This is a genomic window from Providencia sp. Me31A (assembly GCF_050487165.1).
Classification (GTDB): Bacteria; Pseudomonadota; Gammaproteobacteria; order Enterobacterales; family Enterobacteriaceae; genus Providencia.
Window position 1 is genome coordinate 115,829 of sequence record NZ_JBKQGZ010000015.1, and the last position, 18,661, is coordinate 134,489.

General features: G+C 39.8%; 17 protein-coding genes. 7 read left to right on the plus strand and 10 right to left on the minus strand.

Annotated elements, in window-relative coordinates:
- Positions 1-35 precede the first annotated feature (35 nt).
- The 6 genes from atpB to asnC all read right to left on the minus strand — a co-directional run bounded on the left by atpB (position 36) and on the right by asnC (position 5,747).
- The gene (atpB, locus tag ACLPIE_RS13885) at positions 36-854 is read right to left on the minus strand and encodes a F0F1 ATP synthase subunit A (protein WP_430262386.1); all 819 of its coding nucleotides are present in this window, start codon (positions 852-854) and stop codon (positions 36-38) included.
- A gap of 33 nt (positions 855-887) precedes the next feature.
- Positions 888-1,265, minus strand: coding sequence for a F0F1 ATP synthase subunit I (gene atpI, locus ACLPIE_RS13890; protein ID WP_430262387.1), 378 nt, complete (start codon positions 1,263-1,265; stop codon positions 888-890).
- Positions 1,266-1,865: 600 nt separating this feature from the next.
- Positions 1,866-2,486, minus strand: a complete 621-nt coding sequence (rsmG, locus tag ACLPIE_RS13895; protein WP_430262388.1) for a 16S rRNA (guanine(527)-N(7))-methyltransferase RsmG — start codon at positions 2,484-2,486, stop codon at positions 1,866-1,868.
- A 1-nt stretch (position 2,487) separates the two neighbouring features.
- Positions 2,488-4,377 (minus strand): tRNA uridine-5-carboxymethylaminomethyl(34) synthesis enzyme MnmG, encoded by a 1,890-nt coding sequence (mnmG, locus tag ACLPIE_RS13900; RefSeq protein ID WP_430262389.1) that lies wholly within the window; start codon positions 4,375-4,377, stop codon positions 2,488-2,490.
- Between the two features lie 375 nt (positions 4,378-4,752).
- Positions 4,753-5,193, minus strand: a complete 441-nt coding sequence (gene mioC / locus ACLPIE_RS13905; protein ID WP_430262390.1) for an FMN-binding protein MioC — start codon at positions 5,191-5,193, stop codon at positions 4,753-4,755.
- Positions 5,194-5,285: 92 nt separating this feature from the next.
- Positions 5,286-5,747 (minus strand): transcriptional regulator AsnC, encoded by a 462-nt coding sequence (gene asnC / locus ACLPIE_RS13910; RefSeq protein ID WP_430262391.1) that lies wholly within the window; start codon positions 5,745-5,747, stop codon positions 5,286-5,288.
- 162 nt (positions 5,748-5,909) lie between these two features.
- On the opposite strand from asnC, the gene asnA reads away from it, so the two are divergent.
- Entirely contained in the window at positions 5,910-6,902 is a 993-nt protein-coding gene (gene asnA / locus ACLPIE_RS13915; protein WP_430262392.1) for an aspartate--ammonia ligase, read from the plus strand.
- Here asnA and viaA read toward each other — a convergent pair whose 3' ends face one another.
- Both viaA and ravA read right to left on the minus strand, forming a co-directional pair.
- A complete protein-coding gene (gene viaA / locus ACLPIE_RS13920) occupies positions 6,903-8,360 on the minus strand; it encodes an ATPase RavA stimulator ViaA (protein WP_430262393.1) in 1,458 nt (485 codons plus the stop codon).
- Positions 8,361-8,365: 5 nt separating this feature from the next.
- Positions 8,366-9,883, minus strand: a complete 1,518-nt coding sequence (gene ravA / locus ACLPIE_RS13925; protein ID WP_430262394.1) for an ATPase RavA — start codon at positions 9,881-9,883, stop codon at positions 8,366-8,368.
- A gap of 392 nt (positions 9,884-10,275) precedes the next feature.
- Between ravA and rbsD the strand changes: the two genes are divergently transcribed.
- From rbsD to rbsR, 6 genes are all read left to right on the plus strand, one after another.
- Positions 10,276-10,695, plus strand: a complete 420-nt coding sequence (rbsD, locus tag ACLPIE_RS13930) for a D-ribose pyranase (RefSeq protein ID WP_430262395.1) — start codon at positions 10,276-10,278, stop codon at positions 10,693-10,695.
- A 7-nt stretch (positions 10,696-10,702) separates the two neighbouring features.
- Positions 10,703-12,217, plus strand: coding sequence for a ribose ABC transporter ATP-binding protein RbsA (rbsA, locus tag ACLPIE_RS13935; RefSeq protein ID WP_430262396.1), 1,515 nt, complete (start codon positions 10,703-10,705; stop codon positions 12,215-12,217).
- On the plus strand, positions 12,214-13,176 hold the full coding sequence (rbsC, locus tag ACLPIE_RS13940) for a ribose ABC transporter permease (protein WP_430262397.1): 963 nt from the start codon (positions 12,214-12,216) through the stop codon (positions 13,174-13,176). Before rbsA ends, rbsC begins: the two co-directional genes overlap by 4 nt.
- An 18-nt stretch (positions 13,177-13,194) precedes the next feature.
- Complete coding sequence (gene rbsB / locus ACLPIE_RS13945) at positions 13,195-14,085, plus strand: ribose ABC transporter substrate-binding protein RbsB (protein WP_430262398.1); 891 nt, start codon at positions 13,195-13,197, stop codon at positions 14,083-14,085.
- Positions 14,086-14,163: 78 nt separating this feature from the next.
- Positions 14,164-15,093: a ribokinase gene (gene rbsK / locus ACLPIE_RS13950; protein WP_430262399.1), complete on the plus strand. Its 930-nt coding sequence runs from the start codon at positions 14,164-14,166 to the stop codon at positions 15,091-15,093.
- A gap of 3 nt (positions 15,094-15,096) precedes the next feature.
- A complete protein-coding gene (gene rbsR / locus ACLPIE_RS13955; protein WP_430262400.1) occupies positions 15,097-16,098 on the plus strand; it encodes a ribose operon transcriptional repressor RbsR in 1,002 nt (333 codons plus the stop codon).
- Here rbsR and mdtD read toward each other — a convergent pair.
- Positions 16,095-17,498, minus strand: coding sequence for a multidrug transporter subunit MdtD (gene mdtD / locus ACLPIE_RS13960; protein ID WP_430262401.1), 1,404 nt, complete (start codon positions 17,496-17,498; stop codon positions 16,095-16,097). The genes rbsR and mdtD overlap by 4 nt on opposite strands.
- A 42-nt stretch (positions 17,499-17,540) precedes the next feature.
- On the minus strand, positions 17,541-18,233 hold the full coding sequence (locus ACLPIE_RS13965) for a FadR/GntR family transcriptional regulator (protein WP_430262402.1): 693 nt from the start codon (positions 18,231-18,233) through the stop codon (positions 17,541-17,543).
- Positions 18,234-18,661: the final 428 nt, after the last annotated feature.

The following is an 18,661-nucleotide window of genomic DNA, read 5'->3' on the forward strand; positions in this document are numbered from 1 at the left end:
GTTTGTTTCAGTTAATACAATTATTGATAATAAAATTAGTGTTCTTCAGATGCCATCGACAGATAGACAACAGTCAGAACCATAAAAATAAAGGCTTGTAGCGTAATAATCAGTATGTGGAAGATAGCCCAAGGTAGGCTGAGCAACCACTGTGACCACCACGGAAGCAGAGCCGCGATAAGAATAAAGATCAATTCACCTGCATACATGTTACCAAACAGTCGCAGACCGAGTGATACAGGTTTTGACAGCAGGCTTACCCCTTCTAGAATCAAGTTGACAGGGATAAAGACAGGATGGTTGAAAGGCTGCATAGTGAGCTCTTTCGTGAATCCGCCAATTCCTTTCATTTTGATACTGTAAAAGAGGATTAGGATAAACACACCAATAGCCATCGATAATGTGACACTAACATCTGCGGTTGGTACTGCACGTAATGCAGGTAACCCGAGATAATGCTCACCAATATACGGAAGGAAATCAATTGGCAGTAAATCCATCAGGTTCATTAAGAATACCCAGACGAACACCGTTAATGCTAAAGGAGCAATAACTTTGCTCTTACCGTGATACATATCACGGACTGAGTTATCAACGAAACCAATGATCAGTTCTATTGCAGTCTGTAACTTACCGGGTACGCCACTAGTCGCATTAACTGCAACTTTTCTAAATAGCCACAGGAACAGAGCCCCGAGAACTACTGAGAAAAAAAGCGAGTCAATGTTCAACGTCCAAAATGTTGGACTAGCGTGGGGATCGACCAACTTAAAGGTACTCAGGTCCAACTGAAGGTTATTCAGATGGTGGCCTATGTAATCCTCTGTAGTCATCACTTCTCCTGATGCAGACATGATGCCTCTTACCCTTTTGTAGTTTAAAAATACTTACCGTTTAAAAACGGCTGGTGCAACAATCTGAACAATTAGCACCGCTAAATAGGTCAAACCCAGTGGTGTTAATGACGCCTTGAACACACCGAAAGCAACAACTAAAACGACGATAGTTGTAACAACCTTTAGCCCTGCTCCTAATGCTAAGAACCAGGCAATGCGGACAGGTTCATCCTCTTCTTTTGCTTTCTGAAATTGTGCTAGCAGCAAAAATACGATGTTTGGTAACCAGCATGCTAACCCACCAGCAAGAGCAGAGGCCCCCCATTCTATACTATTTGCACAGAAAGCCCCACTGAGGATCACTAAAGTTATAAACTGGACAGACAACTGCTTTACCGCATGCTTGTTGTCATAAAGGGATACAGACATAACTTTTGTATACTCCCAGCTCTTCTCAGCCTCAGAAACGCTAAGTGTTGTATAAAACTGCCTTTGCGTAAATGTGTCAAGAGACAAAAACGTGCAAATTATACGGGCAGGCGAAATGAATTCAATCAGTAAGTAGCGAAAAGGTGAATAAATATTTAATTTTTTCGAGTTAGCTCAGAATTGTCGCAGTAATAATTAATAAATAGTTAATGAATTGCTGCATATATTCATTTAAATGTGACAATGATCACATTTAACTTTGTTTGCTTTATTTATTCCATCAACTTTAATCATAAAGAAAAATGGATTTAATCAGTAAATCAAATAATTAAAGAGAGCAACACTTAAGCCAAATAATAAAAAAATAAATTAAATATTTTACTGTTAACTAATTTTTAGCTAAAACGATTAATTAAAAATTACCTATTAGCATAATTTTTTTGTTCCAACTTATTATTTTTGAAACTTAATCGTTATTGTTGTGTAAATAACACGTAAAATTGGAATCTTTTTAATGCGCTCTAAAAACAAAAATAGCCATCCGTTTGTAAACGTCTGACTATCGCTCTAAAAGATAAAATAATTTGATAGAAAGCAACTTTATTTAATAGATATTTTAACTAAATGACGTTGCTCATCAAGTTCTGGTACTTGAAGCTCAGTAATAGATTCTATCTCAAATCCTTCTGGCAATGCCATTTCATCATCACGAATGACACCTTTGAGTGCATAAAAAACCCCTCCTGATGATGGCAAATGATGACACCAGCTTAACATATCGTTTAGGGATGCAAATGCACGGCTGATGACACCATCAAAACCATTTCCAGCAGGATACTCTTCAACGCGAGATTGAACCGGTTCGATGTTAGTCAGCCCTAACTCATGTTGAACCTGTTTTAAAAAGCGCACACGCTTCCCTAAGCTATCGAGTAAAACAAAATGAGAATCAGGTCGAACAATAGCTAACGGAACGCCTGGTAATCCAGGCCCTGTTCCAACATCGATAAAATGTGTGCCGTTGAGTTGACCGTTCACCACTATGCTATCCATGATGTGGCGAATCAGCATTTGTTGTGGATCACGAACAGATGTCAGGTTATATGCCTTGTTCCATTTAACTAGCAACTCGACATAAGCTACTAACTGTTGCTTTTGCTTATCCGTTAGGGTGATATTCGTTTTTGCCAACAACTGATTAAGTTTTGATAATAAATCCATGTTAAGCGCTCCGGCGTAGCATGCCTTGCTTTTTCAACCACACAAGTAAAATAGAAATTGCAGCGGGTGTGATCCCTGAAATACGTGAAGCCTGACCGATCGAGGTTGGTTTATGATCATTCAGCTTTGCCATAACCTCATTTGACAACCCTTTAACCTGTTTATAATCAAGATCAATAGGTAAGATCGTGCTTTCATTACGTAATTGTCTTTCGATCTCTTCTTTCTGCCGTGCAATATACCCTTCGTATTTTACTTGTATTTCAACTTGATCCGCCGCTTGTGGATCTGTAATCGCTGGAGCAAATAAATTCAGTGACGTCAGCATTTTATAAGTCATTTCAGGGCGACGTAGTAAATCTTCACCATTCGCTTCTTTTGATAACGGAACGGTCAAAATTTCATCTATCTCTGTATGGTTATCCGATTTAGGATGAACCCAAATATCTTTCAAACGTTGACGTTCTTTTTCAATCAGTTCCACTTTGTTATTGAAGTGAGCCCAACGTATATCATCGACTAAGCCTAACTCGCGGCCTTTCTCAGTGAGGCGTAAATCGGCATTGTCTTCACGTAACATCAAACGGTATTCCGCACGTGAGGTAAACATACGATATGGCTCTTTTGTCCCTAAAGTACAAAGGTCGTCAACCAAAACGCCAATATAGGCTTGGTCACGACGAGGGAACCAACCTTCTAGGCCAAAAGCATGTTGAGCAGCATTAAGGCCCGCTAGTAAGCCTTGTGCTCCAGCTTCTTCATAACCGGTTGTACCATTAATTTGCCCAGCAAAGAACAAACCATCAATAAATTTACTTTCAAGTGTTTGTTTAAGATCTCTAGGGTCAAAAAAGTCATATTCAATAGCATAACCAGGACGAATGATCCGCGCATTTTCCATTCCTTTCATGGAATGAACAATTTGCATTTGTACATCAAACGGTAAGCTGGTGGAAATCCCATTAGGGTAAATTTCGTTACTGGTTAAGCCTTCTGGTTCTAAGAAAATTTGATGAGAGTCTTTATCTGCGAAACGCATCACTTTGTCTTCGATCGAAGGGCAATAACGTGGGCCGATCCCTTCGATGACACCGGCATACATAGGACTTCGATCTAGATTATTCCTGATCACTTCATGTGTTTTTTCATTGGTATAGGTGATGTAACAAGGCATCTGTTGTGGATGTTGATCTTGTGAACCCAAAAATGAAAATACAGGCATTGGGTTGTCACCTAACTGTTGTGCTAGCTGACTAAAATCAATGGTTCTTGCATCAATACGAGGTGGTGTCCCCGTTTTTAACCGATTGACACGTAAAGGTAATTCTCTTAAGCGTTGAGACAATGAAACTGATGGTGGATCACCTGCTCGACCACCACTGTAGTTTTCTAAACCGATATGGATTTTACCATCAAGGAATGTTCCAACAGTGAGCACTACCGCTTTGGCTTTAAATTTTAAGCCCATACGAGTAACAGCCCCAGTTACTCGATTGTTTTCGACAATCAAGTCTTCAACCGGTTGTTGGAAAATCATTAAATTAGGTTGATTTTCTAACGCTGTTCTGACTGCTTGGCGATAAAGTACGCGGTCTGCTTGTGCACGAGTTGCACGAACAGCGGGTCCTTTACTGGCATTTAATGTTCTAAATTGAATACCTGCTTTGTCTGTTGCTGTGGCCATTAAACCACCAAGGGCATCAATTTCTCTAACCAGATGCCCCTTACCGATCCCACCGATGGCTGGGTTGCAAGACATCTGGCCCAATGTATCAATATTGTGAGTTAGTAATAGGGTTTGACGCCCCATACGTGCAGCTGCCATTGCTGCTTCAGTACCGGCATGACCACCACCAATTACGATGACGTCAAATTGCTCTGGATAAAACATGTGTGAACCTTAAACGTTAGAAAATGCTGACTGTGCATTGAGGAGAGAATTCTACTCAAGTTTGAGGAAGAGACAACCTTTTGGTTTCTCCCCTATATAATATAAAGATCTTTTTATTTAAAGATCTCTTTATTAGATCTTTTATTAGGATCATCGGTTTCTGTGGATAAGTGAATTTTCACTTTAAAGATCATCAAAGTGTAAAGGATCATATACTGTGAATGATCCGTGATCCATTTGCGTATAAGCTGGGATCAAAATGGGTACTTATGCACAGGCCTTGGTCGACTTAAAACTTATACTCTGGATAACTACCGGTTAATACCGGGATCTTCCCTGAGTTATCCACAGTTGATTGCTGCTATTATAAGCAGATCAGAGTTCGTTTGCCCAAATTTTAACCCATCCCCCTGCGGGATCTTCGGGTATTTCGTGTTGCTGGACATCTATTTCAAAGCATTCCCCGATCCTTTTGGCCCCTTTTTCACTTAACAAGGCATCAAGTTTGTGGATCGCACCACAGAAAGTGTCATATTCCGAACTGCCGATCCCAACAGCACCAAATTTAACTTGGCTAAGATCAGGTGACTCGTTTTCGATAGCATCAAATAGCGGCTGGATGTTTTCAGGTAGGTCACCTGCTCCGTGTGTTGAGCTGACCACCAGCCATAATCCTTCAAGTGTTAAGTCATCAAGCTCAGGGCCGTGTTGTATTTCTGTTTCATAGCCAAGTTCGTCTAAAATCTCAGCCATGTGCTCTGCAACATACTCTGCACTGCCCATTGTACTGCCACTTATTAAGGTTACTTTTGTCATGGTGATTCTCTTTCACAATAATAGGCGGCTATTGTACGCTGTGAATGAGCTGGGATCTACCTGTGGATAATGTGGTTATATCATTTTTTTTTCTATGGGCTAATTGTTCGCAAGATCGGGTTTTGTAAGGAGATCAGTGTTTCCGTGGATTGTATCTCATCAATAGTTTGAATTTTGTTGATAAGTACATCTTGTAGCATATCAATAGATCGGCACATTACCTTAGTAAAGATACTGTATTGACCTGTCGTGTAGTACACCTCAACAACTTCTTCAAGGGCATCTAATTTTTTTAATGCGGTAGGATAATCTTTAGCACTTTTCAAAATAATGCCGATAAAACAACAGACATCAAAACCTAATTGTTTTGGATTGATATCAATGCGAGTTCCTTTGATGATCCCCGCTTGTTTCATTTTTTCAACCCGCACATGAATAGTACCTGGGCTGACTGCAAATTTTTTTGCTAATTCTGCATACGGTGTACGTGCATTCCCCATTAATTCGTGAAGTATGTCACGATCGAGATTATCGATTTGATAATTTTCAGGCATTATTTGGCCTCCATTTTAACGATTATTCAATTTTATACCTATTTTTTTAGTTAAAATAAACAACAAAGGCTTTTTTTAATGTTGTATATTGAATTTACACCTCAATTTGTTGCTTAATCTATACATCAGCTAATTCAAGCTAACAAATTATGGGAATACATTATGGACAAGTCATTTATCGAACATCAGCAACAAATTAGTTTTGTTAAATCATATTTCTCACGTTTACTTGAAAAAGAATTAGGTTTAATTGAAGTTCAAGGGCCAATTCTGAGCCGTTTAGGGGATGGTACTCAAGACAACTTATCCGGTAGCGAAAAAGCCGTTCAAGTAAAAGTGAAATCAATTCCTGGTGCAACCTTTGAAGTGGTTCATTCTTTGGCTAAATGGAAACGTAAAACATTAGGTCGTTTCGGTTTTAGTAAAGGCCAAGGCTTATACACTCATATGAAAGCGTTGCGTCCGGACGAGGATCGCTTAACACCAATCCACTCCGTCTATGTCGATCAGTGGGATTGGGAAAAAGTGATGGCAGATGAGGAGCGTACTCTTCCTTATCTGAAGCAGACAGTGGGTAAAATCTATAAAGCAATAAAAGAAACAGAAGCTGCCGTAAGTAAAGAGTTTGGACTGGTACCGTTCCTGCCAGAACAAATCCACTTTATTCACAGTGAAGAATTGTTACAACGCTACCCTGATTTAGATGCGAAAGGCCGTGAACGAGCCATCGCAAAAGAGTTAGGTGCGGTATTCTTAATTGGTATCGGCGGTAAGCTATCTAGCGGTGAATCACATGATGTTCGTGCGCCAGACTACGATGATTGGACAACAAAAAATGAAGACGGTTTTTGTGGTTTGAACGGCGACATCATTGTGTGGAACCCTGTCTTACAAGATGCATTTGAGCTTTCTTCAATGGGGATTCGTGTAAGCCCTGAGTGTTTGACTCGTCAATTAAAATTAACTGACGATGAAAAACGTATGGAATTAGAGTGGCACCAAGCGTTAGTAAAAGGTGAAATGCCACAAACTATCGGTGGTGGTATTGGCCAATCACGCTTAGTGATGCTGCTTCTGCAACGTCAACACATAGGCCAAGTGCAATGTGGTGTGTGGGGCGCAGAAATGCAAGAGTCTGTTGAAGGTATGCTGTAGTTAGCGACTAAAGCGGCGTAATAGCCTGCTTTTTAACCCAGTATCAAAACGCCAGATATGATCAAATATCTTCATGATGCTGGGTTTCCCATAATTTGACACGGATACCGCATGGAAGCGGTATTTCCCCACCTTCTGCATTGATTTTATCTTTTGAATGAGTTCATCTGGCAAGCGTTGAGCTACAAAATCAGAAATTACCACTGCATCGGCATCAGCCCACTGTTTTGACTCCAACTTTATTGCTGTTTCTTGTAAGCACGCGACGAGATCGGTTCCACCTTTAAATGTCTGATGTAAAAAACGAATGCATTGTTCTAGTCCATCGGCAGATAATAAATCGTAGTGCACTATTTCAGTGGAGAAAAGCATCACATGGCATGAACGGTTATCCGCTAGCGCAATCTTCATGAGTGCAAGACAAAAGGCTTTAGCACAGCGTTCATTTAGGCCTCCCATAGAACCTGAAGTATCAATACAAACAACAAATGGCCCTCTAGGTTGCTCTTCATCATGATGATGCGTGATAGGCCGTAATACTTTTCGTTCTTGCCAACTATCCCCTTGTAAGCGATAAGTCAAAAGTTGTTTTTCAAGAAGCTTGCGGTAAAACTCAAATTCAATATCCTCAAGGCCTAACATGGCGAGTTCTGCGGGTAATAACCGTAAAATATCGTCACTTTGATTTAAACCATTAACTTGCTCGGGGACAGTTTCAGGCACTTTTTCCATGATAGTCATGGACTCAAGAAAAACACTTTCGTCAGGAATTGATTGAGCTGATTGGCTACGACCTAATAGCTGGGCTATTTTTTCGAGTTCAGGTTGCTGGCGCAAAAATTCGCTATAGCGGTTTAACAGCTGGTCATTATAAGCCGAAGTCATATTTGCGCCTTTACTTAAGTCCCATAACCGACCTGCGGCACGTTCATTTTCACCTAAGATATCCTCTAAATTGCCACTTAGTGCTAATCGGCGCTGTAATTCCGCCAGTAATTGTTCTTTTTCTTGTTCTAACAATTCTTTATGAAGAGTCGTTACTTGTAAAATTAAACTAACTCGCCATTTTTGCACAAATAATGATTGCCTTGCGCTGAGGTTTTCTATTTTTCCACTCTGTAGCTGATAGGCTTCACAATAAAAAGGGGAGTCAAGCTGGTGAAGCTTTTCAATGATACTGGGTAATTGATTAAAAAAAGCATCTGTAGAAATACCTAGAGATGACTGGTATAGCTCAAACTCTTCAGAAATTTGAGCAGGGACAAGAGCATCCTGCATTCTTTGCTTGAGATCTTTTTTCCAATTGGATAAATCTTTGAGTAATGCTTTCTTTAATCGCGGGTGTTTTTCAAAAAAAATAGCCAGCTGTGGGGTAGCAAGAAGGGAAATAATGATCTCTTCAATTAACTGACCTTCATTAACAGAAAGTAGCATTTCAAGCGTAGCTAAACTCATCATGATATTTATTCAGTCATTTTGCCTAAAATTTGATTACGTAGCTGGCTTAGTTTTTCTGAAACTTTGATGAAACTTTGTTCAATACCTGCCAGCCAATGAGATTCAGTAAATAAACTAGGCTGTTGTTTTTCAAATTGATAGCGGGCCGTTTGAATATCAGTTTGAATTTTATCTAATTTATCTAGCCATTCTTGGTTATTTGAAGACGGCGCTAATGACTGAGCTTTATCTTGGATATATAAAGTGGATGATTGATGGCTAACATCTAATAGCTGAATCTGATTTAAATTGTTTATTTCAGCAGCAATTTCTTGGGCAAAACCAATGCCGTTGAGATGTGCTGATAACGTTGTTCCTTTATTTAAGAAGGTTATCAAGGACTTTTTATCTGTTGTTATAAAGGTGACTTTCATATTATGCAACTGCAATGGACGATGTAAAAACAGGGTAATTCGACCCTCGCTGATATTTTCTGGTAATACATAAGATGCTTTACGGGCAAACATTGCAGTGTTTTTATTTACTTTAAATGCATCTTGGTTGTTTTGGTCTTGCGTCGATGACATCCATTGCTGATAAATGTGTTCTATTTCACGGGTTAGTTTTCGCTGTTGCCAGCCATCTTCTTGCAGTAATGACTGCAATAGCTGAGGTAAAGCATTCATTGATTGCATATCGTGCCACAGGCAGTCTTTCAATAACACAAGGTCTAGGGGCGAAATGCTGTTACGACCATTAAAAAATGCACTAGCTTGCAGTAAATAAACCGCTTTTTTCCATCGTCTGTCAGAAACATAAACCTGTTTGCCTGTTGCATCTAATTGCTGACGTAATTGGTAAATTAATTCAAAACAATGATCGGGCAGCGTAATTTTAGGTATTTCTTGTTGCCACTGTTGGTACTCTTCATCGTTGATTTTTAAATGTTCAGGGATTTGTGCTTCATCCAAAGAGGATTTACCTGTTAAAAGCGCACGGAAATTTTGTTTCTCTTGCACTTTATCTAACCAAATACGCACTAACATCCGGTCAAATAGGGCTTCAAGGCTATTATCTGCATCAGGTAATTCGTTTGATGCAGTGACTAATAGGCGCATGGGAATTAATTTTTCCTCATCCCCATTACGGAATTTGCGTTCATTTACGGCGGTGAGTAACGTATTTAAAATAGCAGGCCCGGCTTTCCATATTTCATCAAGGAAAACGACTTCAGCATCAGGTAAATAGCCTTTTGTTAAGCGCTCATAACGGCCTTCATCTTTTAATGCTTGTATCGATAACGGACCAAATATTTCTTCAGGTGTTGAAAAACGCGTCATTAAGTATTCAAAGGCGTTAGCATGACTAAATGCATATTTCATCCTTCGGGCTATTAAGCTTTTTGCAATACCCGGAGGACCAAGCAAGAATACGCTTTCACCACTTAATGTGGCTAATAAGCACAAACGAATAGCGTGCTGGCGTTCATACAAACCGCTTTCAAGGTAATTACTCAGTTGGGCTATTCGTTCAGCAATCTGCATATCTATTCCTTGTCATTGAATAATATTATTCAATATTTGTGAAATTACTAGGGTATCTGCCATTTTATAAATTGTGCAATCAATTTTGTTATTTTTCTTTCGTGTTATTTGATTTTAATCGCGTAATAGGTGTGTTGAATAGAGCCAGTTATATGATTAATGCAAATCATGACTTAACGAACAATTTTATTGCTTTCTCTTCATTTTTTGATTTTAAGAAAAAACGATTCAGCTGCAACTGATTCAATAAGTTACTTATTTTACGTTTTTTTGGTGTCAACGAAACGTTTCGATGAAGATCACAAATATCAACTATCAATATTGAGTTGCCCCTTATCTTAACTATTATTACATGAGCGAAACGTTTCGTTTATCAGAAATGGTGGTGAAAAATGAAAAAAGGTGTGCTACTCAATGCCAATATCACGTCTGTGATTGCAAAATTAGGCCATACTGACCAGATAACCCTTGCTGATGCCGGTTTGCCTATTTCTCAAGGCCCTGAACGCATTGATTTAGCGATTACTCAAGGATTACCTGATTTTCTGTCCGTATTAAAAGTGATTACACAGGAAATGCAGGTTGAAAAAGCCATCCTAGCAGAAGAAATCACCGCCATTAACCCTGAAATGAATACGGCAATTTTAATGCATTTGCAACAGCTTGAAGTAACACAAGGTAATCATATTGAAATTGTTTACTGTAGCCATGAGCGTTTTAAACAACTGACACATGATAGCAAAGCTGTTATCCGCACGGGAGAATGTTCACCATTTGCCAACGTGATCCTTTGTTCTGGTGTAACCTTCTGAGGTGATTATGCAACCTTTATTAGAACTTATTGGAATTGATAAATCATTTCCAGGGGTTAAAGCACTTAGTGGCGCAACATTGAATGTTTATCCAGGCAAAGTTATGGCGCTGGTGGGGGAAAATGGGGCTGGCAAATCGACCATGATGAAAGTACTGACGGGTATTTATAAAAAAGATGCCGGTCAAATCCGCTATTTAGGTAAAGAAGTCGCATTCAACGGCCCTAAAAGCTCCCAAGAAGCAGGAATAGGGATTATCCACCAAGAACTTAATTTGATACCTGAATTAACGATTGCTGAAAATATTTTTCTCGGTCGAGAGTATGTTAATGCATTTGGCAAAATCGATTGGAAAAAAATGTTCAGTGAGTCCGATAAACTTCTGAAGCGCCTAAACCTTGATTATAACAGTCATCAAACCATTGCTGAGCTTTCCATTGGTGAACAGCAAATGGTTGAAATCGCTAAAGTTTTGAGTTTCCAATCCCAAGTCATCATCATGGATGAGCCCACAGATGCATTAACGGATACTGAAACAGAGTCTTTATTTCGCGTAATTGAAGACTTAAAAGCCCAAGGCTGTGGAATAGTTTATATTTCCCATCGCTTAAAAGAAATTTTTGAAATTTGTGACGATGTTACTGTGTTTCGTGATGGCCAGTTTATTGGCGAAAAGCCTGTAAGTGAACTCGAAGAAGAAAAACTGATTGAGATGATGGTTGGTCGTAAATTAGAAGACCAATATCCAAGAATTGATGTGCCAGAAGGAAGTATTCGTCTGCAATTGAAAAATGTATCAGGTCATGGCGTGACGGATGCTAGCTTCATCTTGAAGGCGGGCGAAATTTTAGGTGTTTCTGGCTTGATGGGAGCTGGACGCACAGAGTTGATGAAAATCATTTATGGTGCGTCAGCAAAGAAAACAGGGGTTATTACCCTCGATGGTAAAGAAATCACACTAAGAACGCCTCAAGATGGTTTAACTAACGGTATTGTTTATATTTCAGAAGACCGTAAACGTGATGGCCTCGTGCTTGGTATGTCAGTAAAAGAAAACATGTCATTGACGGCATTACGTTATTTTAGTCGCGCGGGTGGCAGTCTCAAACATGGGGAAGAACAGCAAACGGTTAGTGATTTCATTCGCTTGTTTAATATCAAAACGCCATCTATGGATCAAATCATTGGTAATCTGTCTGGTGGAAATCAGCAAAAAGTGGCTATTGCTCGTGGGTTAATGACTCGGCCGAAAGTGTTAATTCTCGATGAACCAACTCGGGGGGTTGATGTTGGGGCTAAAAAAGAAATTTATCAATTAATTAACCAATTTAAGAAAGAAGGGCTGAGTATCATTTTAGTCTCTTCAGAAATGCCTGAAGTGATTGGAATGAGTGACCGTATTGTTGTTATGCACGAAGGTCATATCAGTGGTGAATTTTCATCTAAAGACGCGACTCAGGAAGCCTTAATGGCTGCCGCAGTGGGTAAAAATTACGGCTCAGTTAAGGAGTTATCAGCATGAGTTCAACTACCGCATCATCAAAACGCTGGTTCAGCAAAGCATGGCTGATGGAGCAAAAATCATTAATTGCACTATTAGTTTTGATTGCAATAGTATCAACATTAAGCCCTAATTTTTTTACGGTTAATAACCTGTTTAATATCTTACAACAAACCTCAGTGAATGCCATTATGGCGGTTGGGATGACATTAGTTATCTTAACGTCAGGCATTGACCTTTCAGTGGGGTCTTTATTGGCCTTAACGGGGGCTGTTGCCGCTTCAATGGTTGGGGCTGATGTTAATGCGTTAGTGGCTGTTGTGGGGGCGTTGGCATTAGGTGCCGCAATTGGGGCATGCACAGGTGTGATTGTGGCGAAAGGGAAAGTTCAGGCTTTCATTGCGACTTTAGTCATGATGCTATTACTGCGTGGTGTTACTCGTGTATACACCGATGGTAGCCCAATAAATACAGGGTTTGATGATAACGCCGATTTGTTTGGCTGGTTTGGTATTGGACGCCCATTTGGTATCCCTACCCCTGTATGGTTAATGATCATCGTGTTTGCTGCTGCATGGTATATGCTGCATCACACTCGTTTAGGTCGTTACATCTATGCATTAGGGGGAAATGAAGCCGCAACCCGCCTTTCTGGTATCAATGTCGACCGTATCAAAATCATTGTGTATGCCTTATGCGGCTTGTTAGCAGCGTTGGCGAGTGTGATCGAAGTTGCTCGTCTATCTTCTGCACAACCTATGGCCGGTAATGGGTATGAATTGGATGCTATCGCTGCGGTTGTATTAGGTGGCACAAGCCTTGCTGGAGGGAAAGGGCGCATTGTTGGTACACTTATTGGTGCCCTGATCCTTGGCTTCTTAAATAATGGCTTAAATTTACTCGGTATTTCGTCAAACTATCAGATGATTGTGAAAGCTGTCGTCATCTTACTTGCTGTGCTTGTTGATAATAAAAAGTAACCCTACAGGAAAACGATTATGAAACTGAATAAATTAGCAACACTGTTATCTGCCGTTGCACTGAGTGCAACAGTGAGTGTCAATGCAATGGCGAAAGATAGCATTGCACTTGTTATTTCAACATTGAATAACCCATTCTTTGTGACGATGAAAGATAGCGCACAAAAAGAAGCGGATAAATTAGGTTATGAGCTGATTGTCTTAGATTCCCAAGATAACCCAGCCAAAGAGTTAGCAAACGTACAAGATTTAACCGTACGTGGCACAAAGTTAATGCTAATTAACCCAACAGACTCAGATGCGGTGGGGAACTCTATCTTAATGGCGAATAAAGCCAACATCCCCGTTATTACCTTAGACCGTGCAGCCAATAAAGGTGAGGTTGTCAGTCATGTTGCATCCGATAACCGCATGGGTGGAAAAATGGCGGCAGACTATATTGCAAAAAAGGTAGGTAATGAAGCCAAAGTTATTCAATTAGAAGGTATTTCAGGCACATCAGCAGCACGTGAACGTGGTGAAGGGTTTAGTACAGGAGCTAAAGAACACAAATTCAATTTGCTGGCAAGCCAACCCGCTGACTTCGATAGAACAAAAGGCTTGAATGTGATGCAAAATTCGTTAACTGCACACCCTGCCGTTCAAGCCGTATTTGCACAGAATGATGAAATGGCATTAGGGGCATTAAGAGCGTTACAAACCGCAGGTCGTACTGATGTTCTCGTGGTAGGCTTTGATGGAACAAATGATGGTATCAAAGCAGTTGAAGGTGGCAAATTAGGGGCAACAATTGCACAGCGCCCAGACCAAATTGGGATTGTTGGTGTACAGATTGCCGATAAAGTATTAAAAGGTGAAAAAGTCGATCCAACGGTTCCTGTTGAATTGGAATTAGTCATAAAACAATAAGATAAAAGCCGTCGTTGAGTACAGCGGCGGCTTACTTGGTTTGCAGGTCATTTGGTTATGAAGAAGGAAATAAACATTATGGGTACAGCAAAACTGGTGGTTCTTGGTAGTATTAATGCTGATCATATATTAAATGTTAAGCAATTCCCTCAGCCGGGTGAAACAGTCAGAGGTGATAAATACCAAGTTGCGTTTGGTGGAAAAGGGGCTAACCAAGCCGTCGCTGCAGGTCGCAGTGGTGCTGACATAACATTTATTGCCTGTGTTGGGGATGATGCTATTGGTGCAAGTATTAAAAAACAGTTATCTCTCGATAACATTAAAACTGAATGTATTGATGCAATTAAAGATGAAACGACGGGTGTGGCTTTAATTTATGTCAATGAACAAGGTGAAAATATTATTGGAATCAATGCCGGAGCGAATGCACAGCTCACCCAAGAAAGGTTAACGCATTATCAGCAAAAAATTGTGGAGGCTGATGCGCTACTCATGCAGTTGGAATCTCCAATTGAAACAGTACAAATGGCTGCTGAAATTGCTAAGAAAAACAATACAAAAGTAATTTTAAACCCTGCCCCTGCCCAATCCTTACCAGACTCATTATTATCTTTGGTTGATATCATTACGCCAAATGAAACTGAAGCAGAACATTTAACTGGGATTACAGTGAATGATGATAATGGTGCTCAAGCTGCGGCACAGGCACTACACCAAAAAGGGATTAGTAAAGTCATGATTACTTTAGGGGCTAGGGGCGTATGGTATAGCGAGAAAGGGTCTCAAGGAAAAATAATTGCTGGATTTCGTGTAAAAGCCGTGGATACTATCGCTGCGGGTGATACATTCAATGGGGCTTACGTGACTGCATTACTGGAAGGTAAGTCCAATGAAGACGCGATTGTCTTTGCTCACGCAGCGGCGGCAATTGCGGTTACTCGTCCAGGCGCTCAGCCTTCTGTTCCGTGGCGCAAAGAAATTGATCAATTTTTGACTCAACAGGACTAGCTTGTGGCAACAATGAAAGATGTAGCACGTCTCGCAGGCGTGTCGACATCCACCGTTTCTCATGTGATTAACAAAAATCGCTATGTAAGTGAAAGTATTACTTTGCGCGTTAATAGTGCTATCAAGGAGCTCAATTACGCGCCTTCGGCAGTCGCTAGAAGCTTAAAAATGAACCGCACTAATACAATTGGTATGTTACTGACAACCAGTAATAACCCATTCTATGCAGAGGTTGTACGTGGTGTGGAACGTAGTTGCTATGAGCGTGGTTATAGCTTGATTTTATGTAATACAGAAGGTGACCTTCAACGTATGGATCATAGCTTAGAAACCTTACTGCAAAAACGTGTCGATGGATTACTGATCATGTGCACTGAGGTGCAAGGCCCGTCAAAAGATGTTTTTTCTCGCTACCCCTCAGTTCCAAGTGTCATGATGGACTGGTCACCGTTCGAATCAGGTGGTGATATTATTCAAGATAACTCGTTTTTGGGTGGAGAAATTGCGACTCGTTATTTGATTGAGGCCGGTTTTACACGTATTGCTTGCATTGCGGGGCCTCAAGATAAATCACCTGCTAGAGCGCGTTATCAAGGCTTTATTCAAGCAATGAAACAAGCCAAAATATCAATCAATGACGATTATATTATTTTCAGTGACTTTGAGTTTGCTGGTGGCTTTAATTCCATGAATAAATTACTTGAACTACCAACACCACCCCAAGCTATTTTTGCAGGGAATGATGCTATGGCCGTTGGGGCTTATCAGGCAATATTCCAAAAAGGAATGAAAGTCCCTGACGATATTTCGATCATTGGCTATGATGATATCGATCTTTCACCCTATATGATCCCACCATTAACGACCATTCATCAACCCAAAGACCAATTAGGTCAACAGGCCGTTAACCAACTTATTTACCGTATGGATAATCCTGAGTCAGATGCTAATGTTTTGGTATTAACACCTGAGCTTATTGAGCGCGAATCTGTTAGAAAACGCTAATTTTTGGTTTTTTGCTGTTTATTTTTTATTAAGTTATCACCATCAGTTTTACTTAATAACAAAAAGACAAAAGCTGAAATTAATGTGATCACTCCAACTGTGATAAAGGTATAATGGAAATTATCAACGGTATTGCTGTTAGGCTGCCCACCGTAAAAATTAAGTATTGCAGCACTTACGGCTATACCGAAACTTATGGATAGTTGTTGGGTGACAGCTAACATACTATTTCCTGCACTGGCATTGTTATCGGTTAGGTCAGCTAAGCAAATAGTATTCATGGCGGTAAACTGTGTCGACATCACCATACCTAAAATAAACAAAGGGATAATCAACAAATAAATGGACATATTAGGCGACTGCAACGAAAACTGTGCGATCATTAAACCGATAATAATTGTCACAACAAATAACGTATTGCGATAACCACATTTAGTTAATACCTTAGTCACAGCAGACTTTGCCGTAATAGAACCAATTGCTAGCGGTGCCATCATCATACCTGCCACTACCGCCTCGTAACCAAAACCTACTTGCAACATTAATGGCATTAGAAACGGGATACTGCCTGTTCCCAACCGTGTGGCGATATTTCCACTGATCCCAATAGAAAATGTACGGGTTTTAAATAAATTTAAAGGAATAATCGCGTGCTTAATACGTTTAGCATGGAATATATAAATAAATAGAAATAGAAAACCAACAAGCACAATAGAAACAGGGACTGAGGTCGGCAACGATTTATCGCCAAATAAATCCAAGCTTACCGATAACATGACTAAGCCGAAACCAAACAATAAGAAACCGAGAGTATCAAATTTCCGCTTTGGCATTTTGAAATCGGGCATATGTTTTAGTGCGTAAAAAATACCTAAAACACCAATAGGAATATTAATAATGAATATCCAATGCCAAGTTGCGTAAGTGACTAATATCCCACCGAGCAAAGGACCAAGAATAGGACCAACTAACCCCGGAATAGTGACAAAATTTAATATGGGCAATAATTCACTACGAGGATAGGCTCTAATAAGGGCTAAACGAGCAACAGGCATCATCATTGCTCCCCCTATGCCTTGTAAAACCCTAGATGCAACTAAGAAATTTAATGAGGGTGAAAGCGCACAAAGCAAAGAGCCTAGCGAAAATAATGAAACTGCTAAAATAAAAATACGCCTTGTTCCAAACCTATCGGCAAACCAACCACTCACAGGAATTAACAGTGCGACAGTTAATGTATAACTGACGACGGCAGATTGCATCGCTAGTGGCGAATGATGAAGGCTCTTTGCTATATCGGGTAAAGCCGTATTCAAGATGGTGGCATCAAGAGCTTGCATGAAGAAAGCCATTGCTGCAATCCACGGAAGGCCAGACATATTTTTTGCTGTATTGAACATCAGTTACCTATTTAAAAAGTTAAATCGCTAATTGGGCTAGGTTTACTTTTGGGTAATTGTTAATAAGTTATAGCAAAGATCAAGTGCTTTAGTACTTTTGCCATTAATGATTGCATTTGCAAGCTGTCGATGAATTTCGACTTCAATCACTTCATTTTCAGTAATGACATCAAAGTAACGTTCATAGATAGAACGAAATAAATTAGCGAAAGAAATCAAAAAAGGATTAGCACAAGCTTTATATATAGTTAAATGAAATTGGTAGTCAACTTTAACCCAACGCTCTCTATCAAACTCTTTTGCTAACACTTGCATTTCATTTGCCAAAAGTTGCAACGACTGTTTTTGTTCTTTTGTTGCGTATGTTGCTGCAAGGTAACAAGCTTGGGGCTCAATTGCGAGGCGAACAATTTTAAAATGTTGAATGACAACAGACTGGTTTTCGCTATTTGACCACCATGTTAGCAAATCTTGATCTAAATAGTTCCAATAAGAAGAGGGCATGACGCGAGTTCCTATTTTAGGGCGTGCTAATACCATTCCTTTTGCGGCTAATGTTTTTATTGCTTCTCTTATTGCGGTTCGGCTAGCTTGAAACTGTTCAGATAACTCTAATTCACTGGGTAAAATGGAATCAGGTAGATAGGTACCGGTTAATATCAACTGGCCAAGATTCTCTGCAATAATATATGAGAGGTTTTTTTGTGAGGCCGTTTGTTGCTTACTTAATTCCATAATTCGTCTCAAAACATATTTCTTAGGTTCGTATATTACGTGAGTCTGTGCATTTTTGCTGCCAAAATAGTCAGTATAAAGAGTTTATTTAGCTTATAACCCCTTTTGTGGCTAAAAAAAAAGCGAATAAAATAAAAATGTAAAAAAACACTTGCGAGATTTTTTCGGCTCCCTATAATGCGCATCCGTTGTCACGACAAACCGGCTCGAAGAAAACCTTGAAGCCCCGTGATAACAGAGGTGAGAAAGAAAAAGTTAAAAATAAACGCTTGACTTTCTAAATAAAAAACGTATTATACGACACCTCGCGACAACGACCTAAGTTAATAAAAACTGAGTCGAATTTCCAAAAGAAATGTCGCAACGCTCTTTAACAATTTATCAGACAATCTGTGTGGGCACTCACAGGACACTATCAAAAAAATATT

What these genes read in the sequence shown, in the direction of transcription:
- atpB (WP_430262386.1), bottom strand. Translation starts at nt 854, where the DNA reads ATGTCTGCATCAGGAGAAGTGATGACTACAGAGGATTACATAGGCCAC.
- atpI (WP_430262387.1), bottom strand. Translation starts at nt 1,265, where the DNA reads ATGTCTGTATCCCTTTATGACAACAAGCATGCGGTAAAGCAGTTGTCT.
- rsmG (WP_430262388.1), bottom strand. Translation starts at nt 2,486, where the DNA reads ATGGATTTATTATCAAAACTTAATCAGTTGTTGGCAAAAACGAATATC.
- mnmG (WP_430262389.1), bottom strand. Translation starts at nt 4,377, where the DNA reads ATGTTTTATCCAGAGCAATTTGACGTCATCGTAATTGGTGGTGGTCAT.
- mioC (WP_430262390.1), bottom strand. Translation starts at nt 5,193, where the DNA reads ATGACAAAAGTAACCTTAATAAGTGGCAGTACAATGGGCAGTGCAGAG.
- asnC (WP_430262391.1), bottom strand. Translation starts at nt 5,747, where the DNA reads ATGCCTGAAAATTATCAAATCGATAATCTCGATCGTGACATACTTCAC.
- asnA (WP_430262392.1), top strand. Translation starts at nt 5,910, where the DNA reads ATGGACAAGTCATTTATCGAACATCAGCAACAAATTAGTTTTGTTAAA.
- viaA (WP_430262393.1), bottom strand. Translation starts at nt 8,360, where the DNA reads ATGATGAGTTTAGCTACGCTTGAAATGCTACTTTCTGTTAATGAAGGT.
- ravA (WP_430262394.1), bottom strand. Translation starts at nt 9,883, where the DNA reads ATGCAGATTGCTGAACGAATAGCCCAACTGAGTAATTACCTTGAAAGC.
- rbsD (WP_430262395.1), top strand. Translation starts at nt 10,276, where the DNA reads ATGAAAAAAGGTGTGCTACTCAATGCCAATATCACGTCTGTGATTGCA.
- rbsA (WP_430262396.1), top strand. Translation starts at nt 10,703, where the DNA reads ATGCAACCTTTATTAGAACTTATTGGAATTGATAAATCATTTCCAGGG.
- rbsC (WP_430262397.1), top strand. Translation starts at nt 12,214, where the DNA reads ATGAGTTCAACTACCGCATCATCAAAACGCTGGTTCAGCAAAGCATGG.
- rbsB (WP_430262398.1), top strand. Translation starts at nt 13,195, where the DNA reads ATGAAACTGAATAAATTAGCAACACTGTTATCTGCCGTTGCACTGAGT.
- rbsK (WP_430262399.1), top strand. Translation starts at nt 14,164, where the DNA reads ATGGGTACAGCAAAACTGGTGGTTCTTGGTAGTATTAATGCTGATCAT.
- mdtD (WP_430262401.1), bottom strand. Translation starts at nt 17,498, where the DNA reads ATGTTCAATACAGCAAAAAATATGTCTGGCCTTCCGTGGATTGCAGCA.
- ACLPIE_RS13965 (WP_430262402.1), bottom strand. Translation starts at nt 18,233, where the DNA reads ATGGAATTAAGTAAGCAACAAACGGCCTCACAAAAAAACCTCTCATAT.